The following is a 13,055-nucleotide window of genomic DNA, read 5'->3' as shown; positions in this document are numbered from 1 at the left end:
GCTGCGCTTGCAATAGTTAGCACTTCCCGGCACCATCGAGGTATGGCATCACTCAACGTCGGCAATCTCGGCGAGTTTTTGCGGGAGCAGCGGCGCACCGCGCAGCTGAGTCTGCGGCAGCTCGCGGATGCCGCCGGGGTGTCCAACCCGTACCTCAGCCAGATCGAGCGCGGCCTGCGCAAGCCGAGCGCGGAGATTCTGCAGCAGCTCGCCAAGGCGCTGCGGATATCCGCCGAGACGCTGTACGTCCAGGCCGGGATTCTGGACGAACGGCAGGGTCTGGACGGGGTCGAGGTACAGACCGCGATACTCACCGACCCGGCGCTGAACGAGAGACAGAAGCAGGTCCTGCTGCAGATCTACGAGTCCTTCCGCAAGGAGAACGGGCTCGGGAGCGGCGGCAAGGACACCGCTGTGAGCGGACCTGAGGACGGGCGCGACACGGACTCCCTTGAGACAGAGGCCGACGGCGGCCCGCACGCCACCTGAGCAACCGATTCGTTTCCAGGAGGAATAACGTCATGGCCATCACCACCGATGACCTCCGCAAGGCCCTGACCGATGCGACCCCGCTGTACGCCCTGGCCGGCACCGTCGACCTGGCTGCCGAGAAGCTCGGCGAGGTGCCGCAGTTCGTCGAGAAGATCCGGGTCGAGGCGCCCAAGCGCTTCGAGTCCGTCCGCAGCACCGACCCCAAGGACGTCCAGGCCCTGGTCACCAAGCAGGCCAAGGACGCCAAGGAGAAGCTGACCGAGCTGCTGGGCTCGCTGGACGGCGACATCAAGAAGGTCCGCGACCAGGCGCAGGAGCTGGCGCTGCAGGGCGTGGGCCGCGCGGCCGAGGCCGTCGTGAAGACCCGTGAGGGGTACGAGGAGCTGGCCGAGCGCGGTCGTGGCGCGGTGGCGACCTGGCGCGGCGAGGCCGCCGACCAGGTCGAGGACCTCGCGGTGGCGATCGAGCCGGAGCCGGCGCCGAAGCAGGCCGGCAAGAGCGGGGCGAAGGCCCAGGCCACCACGGGGACGAAGAACCAGACCACGAACGGCGCCAAGGCGGAGACCAAGGCGACCCCCTCGGCGCAGCCCAAGCAGGCCGCCACGAAGAAGCCCGTCGCGCAGCGCAAGCCGACCCCCGCGCCGCCGCAGCGCAAGCCGGCCGCGGCGCCGGCGAAGAAGGGCACCCCGCCGTCCGCCAAGTGAGGACGCCGGGCGCACCCCACGAGGCGAAGTGAGCCCGCTCACTCTTCGCCGAGGCCCCCGTTTCACGGGCCGGGCCGGGCACACTTCGGGTGCCCGGCCCGTTGTCCGGGTACGGTGGGGCCGCACGGGCGGCAGTCGGGCCGCCGCAGACCGAGACGACACGACTGGCGAACGGGCGGTGTAAGGCGTGCTGATTTACGGGTTCCAGAGCATTCTGAGCTGGGTGCAGCTCGCCCTGGGCGTCTATGCCGCCGTGATGCTGATCGACGCCGCCGTGCGCCGTGAGGATGCCTATCGCGCCGCGAGCAAGCAGACCAAGGGCATGTGGCTGATCTTCCTCGCCCTGGCCACGGCGCTGCTGTTCATTCTCCCGCTCATGTCGTTCCTGCCGGTCATCGGCGTGATCGCAGTGATCGTCTACACCGTCGACGTACGCCCGGCGCTCCGGGAGGTCACCGGCGGCAGCCGCGGGCCCCGGCGCGGGGGCTCCAGCTCGGACGGGCCGTACGGGCCGTACAACGGCGGGCGCTGAGCGGGAGCGGGAAGCGTAAGGGCCGAGAGAGGCCCGGAGAACGCCGGAGACGGCCGAATACGGCCGGAGGAGAGTCCGGCACATGCCCCGGCCTTCCCTGCCGCCGGTCCGGCAGCAGTAGGCCCTACCGCCGGTCCAGCAGCAATACGGCCACGTCGTCCGTCAGCTCGCCGCCGTTCAGATCGCGTACCTCTCTGACCGAGGCTTCCAGCAGCTCCTCGCCCGTGAGGCCGGCGGCCATCTGCCGGCTCACCAGCTCGGTCATGCCTTCCTGGCCGAGGCGCTGGTTCCCCTGGCCGATCCGGCCCTCGATCAGGCCGTCGGTGTACATCATCAGGCTCCACGAGCCGCCCAGCTCCACCTGCCGGCGCGGCCAGCGGGCGTGCGGCAGCAGGCCGAGCGCCGGGCCGCCGAATTCGTACGGCAGCAGCTGCGGAGGCCGGCCGGCCTGGGCCAGCAGCGGTGCGGGGTGGCCGGCCAGGCACAGACCGGCGCGGCGGCCGTCCGCGGAGATGTCGACGGTGCACAGCGTCGCGAAGATCTCGTCGTCCGCCCGCTCGTGCTCCAGGACCTTCTGGAGCGTGGCGAGCAGCTCGTCGCCGGAGAGACCGGCGAAGGTCAGCGCGCGCCAGGCGATGCGCAGCTCGACGCCGAGGGCGGCCTCGTCGGGGCCGTGGCCGCAGACGTCGCCGATCATCGCGTGGACGGTGCCGTCCGGGGTGCGGACGGTGTCGTAGAAGTCGCCGCCGAGCAGCGCACGGCTGCGGCCGGGGCGGTAGCAGGCGGCGAAGCGCAGATTGGAGCCGTCGAGCAGGGGCGTGGGCAGCAGGCCGCGCTCCAGGCGGGCGTTCTCCTGGGCGAGCATCCGCGACTCGGTGAGCTGGCGCTGCGCGAGGTCGGCGCGTTTGCGTTCGACGGCGTAGCGGACCGCGCGGCTGAGCACCGCGCCGTCCAGCTCGTCGCGGAAGAGGTAGTCCTGGGCGCCGACGCGGACGGCGTCGGCGGCGCGCTCGGCGTCCGTCTCGTAGGTGAGGACGAGGACGGCGTGCGAGGTGGCCATCCGCAGCACGTCGCGCAGCATGCCCAGCTCGTCGTCGGGGGCGTCGCCGCGGCTCGGGTCGCGTTCCGTGCGGTCGCCGGGCGCCCGCGGGGGAAGGTCGAGCAGGATGCAGTGCACATCGTCGGTGAGCAGCCGCCCGGCCTCGGTGAGGTTGCGGGCGGTCCGCAGACGCACTTTGCGGCCCGCCCAGTCCCACATATCGGGGACATGGCTGTTGGGGTCCTCGCCGATGAGGAGCAGGGTCAGACCCTGGTGCGCGGGCGGGTGGTCGGCCGGAACCGGCTGTGCGGCCGGCTGCGGCTGCTCGGGCTTCTGGAAGCCGTGGGAGCCCAGAGGGGCCGACGGCCGGCCCACGGCGGTCGCCGGGGCGCTCAGGCCCTGGGCCGTCGTGTCCCCCGCGCCCGGCGCGTCGGCGACCCGCGCAGTGTCCGCGCAGGCGTCGTCCACCGGTCCTGCCTGGTGCGGCAGCACGACCGCCCGCTGGTGCGGTACGGGTACGGGCATGGGTCTGCTTCCTTCCCTCCCCCCGAGGGGTGCGGCGGAGCGCCGACCGGCGCACCACCGTGCCCGGCTTCCCGCCACTCGTCGGTCAGCGGAGCGGGGCACACCGGGCACTGCCAGGCGACCATAGCGCCAGTACGGAGTGGGATGGAATGCCCGGCGGCAATCGGCCATCGTCATATGCCGCATCCGATAAGCCATTTGACCTGGGGAGGGCGGAATGCGGAATGACGAACATCACCCCGCCCGGGTGCTTTCCGCTACGCGACGACAACTCTCGGACAGGAAACGATCCGGTCATTTATCGCGCGTGTGATCCGCGCCATCGTGTCAGCCGTCACCGTCCGGGCGGACGACACCGAGGATCGGCATCGAGCCGGCGCCGGTGATCGTGACCTGCCGGCCGGGCCGCGGTGCATGCACAATCGCGCCGTCACCGAGATACATCCCGACATGGCTGGCATCGGAGAAATAAATGATCAGATCGCCCGGCCGCATGTCCTTGAGCGCGACCCGGGGCAGTTGGCGCCACTGCTCCTGCGAGGTCCGCGGAATGGTCCGGCCGCCGGCCTGCCACGCCCGCAGGGTCAGCCCGGAGCAGTCGAAGGTGTCCGGCCCTTCCGCGCCCCAGACATAGTCCTTGCCGATCTGCGCGGTGGCGTACGAAATCGCCTTCTTGCCGAGCGCCGAGGCCTTGTTGCTGATGTCTTTCAGTACGCCCGAGTCCAGCCACTTCTGCTGCTGCTTGAAGGCCAGCTCGTCCTCCAGCTTCTTCAGCCGGTCCTTTTCCCTGGCGGCCAGCCGGGATTCCAGCTCCTTTGCCTCGTCGATCTTTTTCTTGATGTCCCGCTGGGCGCTTTCCTTCTTCTTGCGGTTCGCCTCCAGCTTCTCCCAGCGGTCCGTGGCCGCGTCCGAATAGCCCTCCAAGTCGCCTTCCAGGTGCGACAGTTGGCTGATCATTCGCTTGGCCGCCAGCTGCCCCTTGCGCGCCAGGGTGGCATTGTCGAGAAAGCCCCCGGGGTCGACGTTGAGCATCAGCTTCGCCTCGGCCGGCATTCCGCCGCCGCGGTACTGGGCGCTGGCCAGCGCGCCCGCCCGCCGCTTGAGGTTGGCCAGCTGCCGCTGAGTGCTGTCGATGCTCCGCGCCAGCTTGACGATCTCCTTCTGCTGGAGATCGACCTGTTCCTTGGCGGCGTTATAGGCATCGGTGGCCTGCTCGGCCTTGCGGTAGAGGGCGTCGATCTTTTTGCGGACCTCGTCGAGGCGCCGGGCGTCGGCGTCGGTGTCCGCGGCCTTTCCGGCGCCGGTGGCCCGTCCCGCGTCCGCGGGCGGGTTCTTCGGATCATCGGCGTAGGCGGCCGTCGCCGTGCCGCCGAGCAGCCCCATCACGCACAGGACGACGGCGGTGCACGCCACGAGCCGGCCGCCCCGTGCACCCCATGGCCCCCCTGCACCCCACGGCCCCCGCCCGGCCTTCCCACCCCGTACGTCCCGAACGCCCTGCCGTGCCCCCTGGCTCCCCACCAGCCACCTCCGGTCGTTCCGCACCGATTCGCGTATTCCTACAGGCGCGGATGCTGCCATACCGGCTGGTAATTCAACAGGGCGACGGGCCGTTTCGTACGGGCTGGCGAGCACTTCTCCCCCGCACCCACCCGATGGCCGAGGTTCACCGTGCGTTCACTCCCCTCCATCGGCCGCTTCACCTGATCTGCCTACTTTCAGCCGTACCGAGTGCGCGCCTCGCCTGATGCGCAAGCGCGACACGGCCCTCCGGCATCGCGGACCGCGATAGCCCTCAGATCACTCTCCACCTCGCACGCCGACGAAGCGGCGCGCCCCAGGAAGGAACTTTCGACAGTGAAGCTTCAGCGCAAGAACCGGGTTCGCGCCCTCGCCGTTGGCGCTCTCGCCGTCTCGGGTGCCCTGGCCCTGACGGCGTGCGGCTCCGACGACACCTCCGGCGCCGGCGGCGGTGCCGCCGCCAAGCCGTCGAACATCAAGTGCGAGGGCAAGGGCAAGCTGCTCGCGTCCGGCTCCTCCGCGCAGAAGAACGCCATGGACGTCTGGGTACAGGCCTACTCGGGCGCCTGCAAGGGCACCGAGATCAACTACCAGCCGACCGGCTCCGGCGCGGGTGTCACCACCTTCCTGCAGGGCCAGACCGCCTTCGCGGGCTCCGACTCCCCGCTCAAGCCCGACGAGATCACCAAGTCGAAGCAGGTCTGCAAGGGCGGCCAGGCCATCGACCTGCCGATGGTCGGCGGTCCGGTCGCGATCGGCTACAACGTGCCCGGTGTGGACAACCTCGTGCTGGACGCCCCGACCCTGGCGAAGATCTTCGACTCGAAGATCACCAAGTGGAACGACCCCGCGATCAAGAAGCTGAACCCGGGCGCGAAGCTCCCGGACCTCAAGATCCAGGCGTTCCACCGCTCGGACGACTCGGGCACCACCGACAACTTCACCAAGTACCTCAAGGGCGCGGCCCCCGGTGACTGGAAGCACGAGCCGGCGAAGAAGTGGGAGGGCACGGGCGGCCAGGCGGCCTCCGGCTCGGCCGGCGTCTCCTCGCAGGTCAAGCAGACCAGCGGCGCGATCTCGTACTTCGAGCTGTCGTACGCCACGGCCGGCAAGATCCCGACGGTCAAGCTGAACACCGGCGCCAAGGCCCCCGTCGACGCCACCGTCGACAACGCCTCCAAGGCCATCTCCGAGGCCACGCCGGCCGGCAAGGGCAACGACCTGGCCCTGAAGCTCAACTACACCACCAAGGCCGAGGGCGCCTACCCGATCACCCTGGTGACCAACGAGATCGCCTGCGACAAGGGCAACAAGCCCGCGACGCTGGCCGCCACCAAGTCCTTCCTGACCTACATCGCCAGCAAGGACGGCCAGAGCGCGCTCAAGCAGCTCGGCTACGCCCCGCTGCCCCCCGAGATCGCCGACAAGGTCCGCAAGACCGTCACCACGCTCTCCTGACCCACCGGGCGGCGGCCCGCAGACCGCCAGGCCAAAGGGGCCCCTTCACCAGGGCCCCTTTCGGGCCGCCGCCCGTCCGGTGCACCGCCGCGCCGTGAGCCCCCGCCGGGCTCCGCAGACCGGAGAATCCATGAATTCAGCTACCTCACCCACCGATACCCCGCCCCTGCCAGGGAACGACGGCCGCTCCGCGGTCTCCGGCAAGGCGGTCCGCCCCGGTGACCGGATCTTCCTCGGGCTCTCCCGGGGCTCCGGGATCGCCCTCCTGGTGATCATGGCCGCCATCGCGGTCTTCCTCACCTACCGCTCCGTGCTCGCCATCTCGGGCGACAAGGCCAACTTCTTCACCACCCTGGACTGGAACGCCACCGGGACCGACCCGAAGTTCGGCATCGCGGTCCTCGCCTTCGGCACCGTCGTCAGCTCGGTGGTCGCGATGGTCATCGCGGTCCCGGTCGCGGTCGGCATCGCGCTGTTCATCTCGCACTACGCCCCGCGCAAGCTGTCCGCACCGCTCGGCTACGTCATCGACCTGCTCGCCGCGGTGCCCAGCATCATCTACGGCCTGTGGGGCGCGCTCTTCCTCGTCCCGCAGCTGACCGGCCTCTACACCTGGCTGGACGACTACCTCGGCTGGACCGGCATCTTCTCCTACGACGGCGGCGCGGCCCGTTCGCTGTTCACCGTCGGCATCCTGCTCGCGATCATGGTCCTGCCGATCGTGACCAGCGTCAGCCGCGAGGTGTTCCTGCAGGCCCCGAAGATGCACGAGGAGGCCGCGCTGGCGCTCGGCGCCACCCGCTGGGAAGTCATCCGGATGTCGGTGCTCCCCTTCGGCCGCTCCGGCATCATCAGCGCCTCCATGCTGGGCCTGGGCCGTGCGCTCGGCGAGACGATGGCCGTCGCCACGGTCCTCTCGCCCAGCTTCCTCATCAACACCAGCCTGCTGGACCCGGGCGGCGGCACCTTCGCCCAGAACATCGCCAGCAAGTTCAGCGAGGCCGACACCTTCGGCCAGGACGCCCTGATCGCCTCCGGCCTCGTCCTCTTCGTGATCACGCTGCTCGTCAACGGCGCGGCCCGCCTGATCATCGCCCGCCGCAAGGAGTACTCGGGAGCCGCCGCATGAGTATCACGACCGACCGTCCCGCGGTCTCCCACGGCGACACCCCGCTGCCCGTCTCGCTCAAGCAGGCCCGGCTCCCCCGCTGGACCCCGCCGGTCCTCGCACTGGTCGCGGCCGGTGCGGGCTGCGGCATCGGGCTGGGCGCCGGCCTGGACAGCACCGTCCAGTGGGGCCTGATCGCCGCCCTGCTCTTCGTCCTCGGCACCTTCGCGCTGGCCGCGGCCGTCGAGGGCGGCCGGCAGGCCAAGGACCGGCTGGCCACCTGCCTGGTCTGGATCGCCTTCCTGATCGCCGTCGTACCGCTGGCCTCCCTCCTGTGGGAGACCGTCGCCCGCGGCACCAAGGTCCTCAACGGCTACTTCCTGTCCCACTCCATGGGCACCACCCCGGACGCGCTGCCCGGCGGCGGCATCAACCACGCGATCATCGGCACCCTGGAGCAGGTCGGCCTGGCCACCCTGATCGCCGCGCCGATCGGTCTGCTCACCGCGATCTACCTCGTCGAATACGGCCGCGGCCGGCTCGCCCGCGCCGTCACCTTCTTCGTCGACGTCATGACCGGCATCCCGTCGATCGTGGCCGGCCTGTTCATCCTCTCCGTGTGGATCCTGATCCTCGGCTTCGGCCCGTCCGGCTTCGCCGGCGCGATGTCCCTGGCGATCCTGATGATGCCGGTCGTGGTCCGCTCCACCGAGGAAATGCTCAAGCTCGTCCCGAACGAGCTGCGCGAGGCCTCACTCGCCCTCGGCGTGCCCAAGTGGCGCACCATCCTCAAGGTCGTCCTGCCGACGTCGATCGGCGGCATCACCACTGGCGTGATGCTCTCCATCGCCCGGATCACCGGTGAGACGGCGCCCGTGCTGCTCCTGGTGTGGGGCGCGAAGACGATCAACAACAACCCCTTCGAAGACGCCCAGCAGTCGCTGCCGCTCTACGTTTTCCAGCAGTGGCAGCAGGGTTCCGAGGCCTCGTACGACCGCGCATGGGCCGCGGCGCTGGTCCTCATCGCCTTCGTCATGATCCTCAACCTGGTGGCCCGCGGAATTGCCCGCTGGAAGGCCCCCAAAACCGGCCGCTGACCCACCCGGCGACAGAAAGAAGCAGTGATTTCCATGGCCAAGCGAATCGACGTCAGCGGCCTCTCCGCGTACTACGGCGGCCACAAGGCCATCGACGACATCTCGATGACCGTCGAGCCGCGCTCCGTGACGGCCTTCATCGGCCCGTCCGGCTGCGGCAAGTCGACCTTCCTGCGCACCCTGAACCGGATGCACGAGGTCACCCCCGGCGGCCGCGTCGAGGGCAAGGTGATGCTGGACGACGAGAACCTCTACGGCTCCGGGGTCGACCCGGTCGCCGTCCGCCGCACCGTCGGCATGGTCTTCCAGCGTCCCAACCCGTTCCCCACGATGTCGATCTTCGACAATGTCGCGGCCGGTCTGCGGCTGAACGGCTCGTACAAGAAGAGCGAGCTCAAGGACATCGTCGAGAAGTCCCTCAAGGGCGCCAACCTCTGGAACGAGGTCAAGGACCGCCTCAACAAGCCCGGCTCGGGCCTGTCCGGCGGCCAGCAGCAGCGGCTGTGCATCGCCCGCGCCATAGCCGTCGAGCCGCAGGTGCTGCTGATGGACGAGCCCTGCTCGGCGCTCGACCCGATCTCCACCCTCGCCATCGAGGACCTGATCGGCGAGCTCAAGGCGCGCTTCACGATCGTCATCGTGACGCACAACATGCAGCAGGCGGCGCGCGTCTCGGACCGTACGGCGTTCTTCAACCTCGCCGCCGTCGGGCAGCCCGGCAAGCTGGTCGAGATCGACGAGACCGAGCGGATCTTCTCCAACCCGTCGGTCCAGGCCACGGAGGACTACATCTCCGGCCGCTTCGGCTGAGCGCCGAGCGCGGCCCGGCCGCTCGGTCCGGGCCGCCCCCACCACGTCCTGCGGTGCTGCATGGCGGTGCCACCGCAAGGCGAAGGGCCCGCCCCTCTTCCCGGGGGCGGGCCCATTCTGTGTGCTCCGAGTGCTGCCGGATGCGCTGTTTTCCTGCGCCCGGCGGCCGGGCCGGTCAGCCGAAGGCCAGCCGGATCAGCCAGAACGCGAGCGCCGCGACCAGCGCCGCCGCCGGCATGGTGATGAACCAGCCCATCACGATGTTCTTGGCGACGCCCCAGCGCACCGCGCGCGAGCCCTTGGTCGAGCCCACACCCATGATCGCGGAGGTGATGACATGGGTCGTGGAGATCGGCGCCTGGAACATGAACGACGCGGTGTACATGACCGAGGCCGCGGTGGTCTCCGCGGCGAAGCCCTGCGGCGGGTCCAGCTCGATGATGCGGCGGCCCAGGGTGCGCATGATGCGCCAGCCACCCGCGTACGTGCCCAGCGACAGGGTGAGCGCACAGGCCAGCTTGACCCAGATCGGGATGGCGTCGTTCGCGTCCTCGACATCGGCGATGACCAGGGCCATCACCACGACACCCATGGTCTTCTGGGCGTCCTGCAGACCGTGTCCGAGCGCCATACCGGCGGCCGAGACGGTCTGGGCTATGCGGAAGCCGCGCTTGGCCTTGTGCGGGTTGGACTTACGGAACATCCACAGGATGACGACCATCACCAGATAGCCGAGCACCAGGCCGATCACCGGCGAGATGAACATCGGCAGGACGACCTTCTCGATCACGCCGCCCCAGATGACCTTGGTGCCACCGGCGAGCGCCGCACCGACCATGCCGCCGAACAAGGCGTGCGAGGACGAGGACGGCAGGCCGAAGTACCAGGTGACGAGGTTCCAGACCACCGCGCCGAGCAGCGCGGCAAAGAGAATGCCCATCCCCTGGTTGCCCTGGGGAGTGGCGATCAGCCCTTCGCTGACCGTCTTGGCGACCCCGCTGCCGAGAAACGCACCGGCGAGGTTCATCACGGCGGCCATCGCCAGCGCCGCGCGCGGGGTCAGTGCCCGCGTCGAGACCGAGGTCGCGATGGCGTTCGCGGAGTCGTGGAAGCCGTTGGTATAGGTGAATCCGAGCGCGACCGCAATGGTCACGACGAGCGCGAAGGTCTCCATGGGCGGCGCTCAGGACTCCTTGACCGCGATGGTCTCGACCGTGTTGGCGACATGCTCGAACGCGTCCGCCGCCTCTTCCAGGATGTCCACGATCTGCTTGAGCTTGAGGACCTCGATGGCGTCGTACTTGCCGTTGAAGAGGTGCGCAAGCAGCTTGCGGTGGATCTGGTCGGCCTGGTTCTCCAGGCGGTTGACCTCGATCCAGTACTCGGTGAGGTTGGTCATGGTCCGCAGATGCGGCATGGCCTCGGCGGTCAGCTCGGCCGCCCGCGCCAGCACCTCGATCTGCTGGTCGATGCCCTTGGGCAGCTCCTCGACCTTGTAGAGGACGACCAGGTCGACCGCCTCTTCCATGAAGTCCATGATGTCGTCGAGCGACGAGGCGAGGTTGTAGATGTCCTCGCGGTCGAACGGCGTGATGAACGAGGAGTTCAGCTGGTGGAAGATCGCGTGGGTCGCGTCGTCACCCGCGTGCTCCGCCGCCCGCATCCGCTCGGCGATCTCTGCACGAGCGGAGGCGTCCGCCCCGAGCAGTTCCATCAGGAGCTTGGAGCCCGTGACGATGTTGTCCGCGGAGGCGGCGAACATGTCGTAGAAGCTCGTCTCCCTGGGGGTCAGACGAAAGCGCACGTGAAATCCTCGGGGTGCATCGGATTCGGTCGAGTTGATGCTAGGCGCATCATCCAGCCACAGCTAACCGGCATTCCTTCAGTGTCGCCCATCGTGCAGCATGCTCTGCACGGGGTACCACAGGTGCCCGCAAAGTTCGGTACCATATACCCACCAGGGGTATATAGATCGCCTAGATACCACGGGAGACGGCCATGACGACCACGGACGCCGACACCACCGGCAGCGCCGCAGCCGCCGCGGCCTGCCACCCCCGGCAGCCGGACACCGACCCCCGGGGCGCAGCTCAAACCGTGACCGATAACGCAGAGACTTCGGCGACATCCGGCCCCCACGGCTACGCACAGCAGAAGGATGCACACATCAAGCGACTGCGCCGGATCGAGGGCCAGATCCGCGGACTGCAGCGGATGCTCGAAGAAGACGTCTACTGCATCGACATACTCACCCAGGTCTCGGCGAGCACGAAGGGCCTGCAGTCCTTCGGCCTCCAGCTGCTGGAGGAACATCTGCGGCACTGCGTCGCCGACGCAGCGGTCAAGGGCCCCGAGGCCATCGACGCCAAGGTCCAGGAGGCCACCAAGGCCATCGAGCGGATGCTGCGCACCTGAGCCGGCCCGCACTAGCCGGGAGGGCATCCCGCGGGCCCGAGCCGGTGGCACGCCCGGTCCGTGCCGTCGCCGCCCTCCCCGTCGACCTCCAGCACCTCGTCGATGCGGTCCGGGCTGAGCCGGTCCTCACTTGCGGCCGCGGCCGCGATCATCAACTCACCGGCCAGGTCGATCTCGACGAGGGCTACGTAGTCCTGGACCGTCGTAGGGCGGTGTCCGGCCACGTACAACACCTCCTCCTTCGAGCGCCTTCCCACGCCTTGGGTGGTTACCGTCAGCGTAAGGACGGGCGCACGCTCCGGGCATGGCACGGATGGACCATTTCCGCCATCCGGCAAGCGCCCCCGTCACATGCCCTGCCGCACCGCCGCACCCGGCCCTACGGCGCGGGCGAAGCGATCTTCCCCGCGTAGATGTCGCGTTCGTCCGGCAGGCGGACCACGACCCTTGTCCCGAAATCCGAAAGCTCCGTGGTGGACGTCACCGCGGCCCCCTTCGGCGCACCGTTGGCATAGCGGAACCACTGGCGCACCTTGCGCAGCCGCCCGTCCTCGTCCAGATACACCTCGAACGGCACCGCGTCGGTGGTGAACCCCTGCTCCGCGGCGACCAGCGCGGGCCTCGTACGCGGTGACGCCTGCTGGGCGGCCGCCTGGATGTCCGTCGTCCCGCGGTAGTGCCGCACCCGCACGCCGTCCAGCCGCTCCTCGCCCTGGTACGTCACCTCCCGTGCGCCGCGCAGAAGTTCCGCCGCGGCCAGCGGATCGGTCGCCCCGCCGGTGACCAGATTCCCGTCGCTCAAGGCGGCGGTGGCCACCCGCACCCACTTGTCGGCGGGCACCCCGGCCCCGCGGTTCTTCATGAACAGCGCACCGGGCGCAAGGATCTCGGTGACCGGCTGATGGCCGCCGCCGGTCCGGCCCGCGGGATCGGGCAGGACGACCCGCAGCCGGCCCGTGCTCGTGGCGAAGTCGTAGCCGCCGGTGCCCCGGATGGCGACCCGGGTACCGCCGCTGACCGTCTCCATGGACGTACGGAGCCTGGCGGAGCCGGCTCGCAGCAGGGCGGCGGCGCTGCCTTTGACCTCCGCGGCGGCAGCGGACCGGCCGGACGGCTCCTGGTCGTCGGCCGCGGCTCCGTCCGGCGAACAGCCCGTCGTCAGCAGCCCGACCGCCAGACCCGTCCCGCACGCCACGGCCACGACGACCACGCCGCCGCCTCGCCACTCCTGCACCACCATCGCGTACGAGCCCCCTCGGCCGCTGTCTTCGGGAACGGCCTGGGCCGGCCGGTCCGCTCGGGAGGGTCACCCGGTCCGCCACCGCCGCATCTGACGTTCCGTCGACCGCCCGGT

14 protein-coding genes are annotated in these 13,055 nt (G+C 69.7%); 8 read left to right on the top strand and 6 right to left on the bottom strand.

Annotation, left to right across the window (positions count from 1 at the left end):
* The first annotated feature begins 42 nt into the window (after positions 1-42).
* The 3 genes from CFW40_RS20495 to CFW40_RS20485 all read left to right on the top strand — a co-directional run bounded on the left by CFW40_RS20495 (position 43) and on the right by CFW40_RS20485 (position 1,728).
* A complete protein-coding gene (locus CFW40_RS20495; RefSeq protein ID WP_088799259.1) occupies positions 43-489 on the top strand; it encodes a helix-turn-helix domain-containing protein in 447 nt (148 codons plus the stop codon).
* Between the two features lie 32 nt (positions 490-521).
* On the top strand, positions 522-1,196 hold the full coding sequence (locus CFW40_RS20490; RefSeq protein WP_088799258.1) for a hypothetical protein: 675 nt from the start codon (positions 522-524) through the stop codon (positions 1,194-1,196).
* Positions 1,197-1,383: 187 nt separating this feature from the next.
* Positions 1,384-1,728: a DUF2516 family protein gene (locus CFW40_RS20485; RefSeq protein WP_088799257.1), complete on the top strand. Its 345-nt coding sequence runs from the start codon at positions 1,384-1,386 to the stop codon at positions 1,726-1,728.
* A 124-nt stretch (positions 1,729-1,852) separates the two neighbouring features.
* Here the strand turns inward: CFW40_RS20485 and CFW40_RS20480 are convergent, their stop codons facing one another.
* Complete coding sequence (locus CFW40_RS20480; RefSeq protein ID WP_088799256.1) at positions 1,853-3,292, bottom strand: PP2C family protein-serine/threonine phosphatase; 1,440 nt, start codon at positions 3,290-3,292, stop codon at positions 1,853-1,855.
* Between the two features lie 327 nt (positions 3,293-3,619).
* Positions 3,620-4,705 carry a C40 family peptidase gene (locus CFW40_RS20475; protein WP_256331361.1) on the bottom strand — a complete coding sequence of 362 codons (1,086 nt, stop codon included), beginning with the start codon at positions 4,703-4,705 and terminating at the stop codon, positions 3,620-3,622.
* 444 nt (positions 4,706-5,149) lie between these two features.
* On the opposite strand from CFW40_RS20475, the gene pstS reads away from it, so the two are divergent.
* From pstS to pstB, 4 genes are all read left to right on the top strand, one after another.
* Positions 5,150-6,271: a phosphate ABC transporter substrate-binding protein PstS gene (pstS, locus tag CFW40_RS20470; RefSeq protein ID WP_088799255.1), complete on the top strand. Its 1,122-nt coding sequence runs from the start codon at positions 5,150-5,152 to the stop codon at positions 6,269-6,271.
* A gap of 130 nt (positions 6,272-6,401) precedes the next feature.
* Complete coding sequence (gene pstC, locus CFW40_RS20465) at positions 6,402-7,400, top strand: phosphate ABC transporter permease subunit PstC (RefSeq protein ID WP_088799254.1); 999 nt, start codon at positions 6,402-6,404, stop codon at positions 7,398-7,400.
* A complete protein-coding gene (gene pstA, locus CFW40_RS20460) occupies positions 7,397-8,476 on the top strand; it encodes a phosphate ABC transporter permease PstA (RefSeq protein ID WP_088799253.1) in 1,080 nt (359 codons plus the stop codon). Before pstC ends, pstA begins: the two co-directional genes overlap by 4 nt.
* Positions 8,477-8,509: 33 nt before the next feature.
* A complete protein-coding gene (gene pstB / locus CFW40_RS20455; protein WP_088799252.1) occupies positions 8,510-9,286 on the top strand; it encodes a phosphate ABC transporter ATP-binding protein PstB in 777 nt (258 codons plus the stop codon).
* A gap of 175 nt (positions 9,287-9,461) precedes the next feature.
* Here pstB and CFW40_RS20450 read toward each other — a convergent pair whose 3' ends face one another.
* Positions 9,462-10,460: an inorganic phosphate transporter gene (locus CFW40_RS20450; RefSeq protein WP_088799251.1), complete on the bottom strand. Its 999-nt coding sequence runs from the start codon at positions 10,458-10,460 to the stop codon at positions 9,462-9,464.
* A 9-nt stretch (positions 10,461-10,469) separates the two neighbouring features.
* Positions 10,470-11,090, bottom strand: a complete 621-nt coding sequence (locus CFW40_RS20445; RefSeq protein ID WP_042162406.1) for a DUF47 domain-containing protein — start codon at positions 11,088-11,090, stop codon at positions 10,470-10,472.
* Positions 11,091-11,284: 194 nt separating this feature from the next.
* Between CFW40_RS20445 and CFW40_RS38180 the strand changes: the two genes are divergently transcribed.
* A complete protein-coding gene (locus CFW40_RS38180; RefSeq protein ID WP_088799250.1) occupies positions 11,285-11,701 on the top strand; it encodes a metal-sensitive transcriptional regulator in 417 nt (138 codons plus the stop codon).
* A gap of 11 nt (positions 11,702-11,712) precedes the next feature.
* On the opposite strand, the gene CFW40_RS20435 is transcribed toward CFW40_RS38180, so the two are convergent.
* Positions 11,713-11,934, bottom strand: a complete 222-nt coding sequence (locus tag CFW40_RS20435; RefSeq protein ID WP_371127189.1) for a hypothetical protein — start codon at positions 11,932-11,934, stop codon at positions 11,713-11,715.
* Between the two features lie 146 nt (positions 11,935-12,080).
* Positions 12,081-12,941, bottom strand: a complete 861-nt coding sequence (locus CFW40_RS20430; RefSeq protein WP_088799249.1) for a hypothetical protein — start codon at positions 12,939-12,941, stop codon at positions 12,081-12,083.
* Between the last annotated feature and the right edge of the window lie 114 nt (positions 12,942-13,055).

Origin of the sequence: Streptomyces sp. 2114.4 (genome assembly GCF_900187385.1) — a bacterium.
Classification (GTDB): domain Bacteria; phylum Actinomycetota; class Actinomycetes; order Streptomycetales; family Streptomycetaceae; genus Streptomyces; species Streptomyces mooreae.
This window is presented reverse-complemented; position numbering and strand designations above follow the sequence as displayed.

Coding starts and splice junctions, on each gene's coding strand:
- CFW40_RS20495 (WP_088799259.1), top strand. CDS start 43: ATGGCATCACTCAACGTCGGCAATCTCGGCGAGTTTTTGCGGGAGCAG.
- CFW40_RS20490 (WP_088799258.1), top strand. CDS start 522: ATGGCCATCACCACCGATGACCTCCGCAAGGCCCTGACCGATGCGACC.
- CFW40_RS20480 (WP_088799256.1), bottom strand. CDS start 3,292: ATGCCCGTACCCGTACCGCACCAGCGGGCGGTCGTGCTGCCGCACCAG.
- pstC (WP_088799254.1), top strand. CDS start 6,402: ATGAATTCAGCTACCTCACCCACCGATACCCCGCCCCTGCCAGGGAAC.
- pstA (WP_088799253.1), top strand. CDS start 7,397: ATGAGTATCACGACCGACCGTCCCGCGGTCTCCCACGGCGACACCCCG.
- pstB (WP_088799252.1), top strand. CDS start 8,510: ATGGCCAAGCGAATCGACGTCAGCGGCCTCTCCGCGTACTACGGCGGC.
- CFW40_RS20450 (WP_088799251.1), bottom strand. CDS start 10,460: ATGGAGACCTTCGCGCTCGTCGTGACCATTGCGGTCGCGCTCGGATTC.
- CFW40_RS38180 (WP_088799250.1), top strand. CDS start 11,285: ATGACGACCACGGACGCCGACACCACCGGCAGCGCCGCAGCCGCCGCG.
- CFW40_RS20430 (WP_088799249.1), bottom strand. CDS start 12,941: ATGGTGGTGCAGGAGTGGCGAGGCGGCGGCGTGGTCGTCGTGGCCGTG.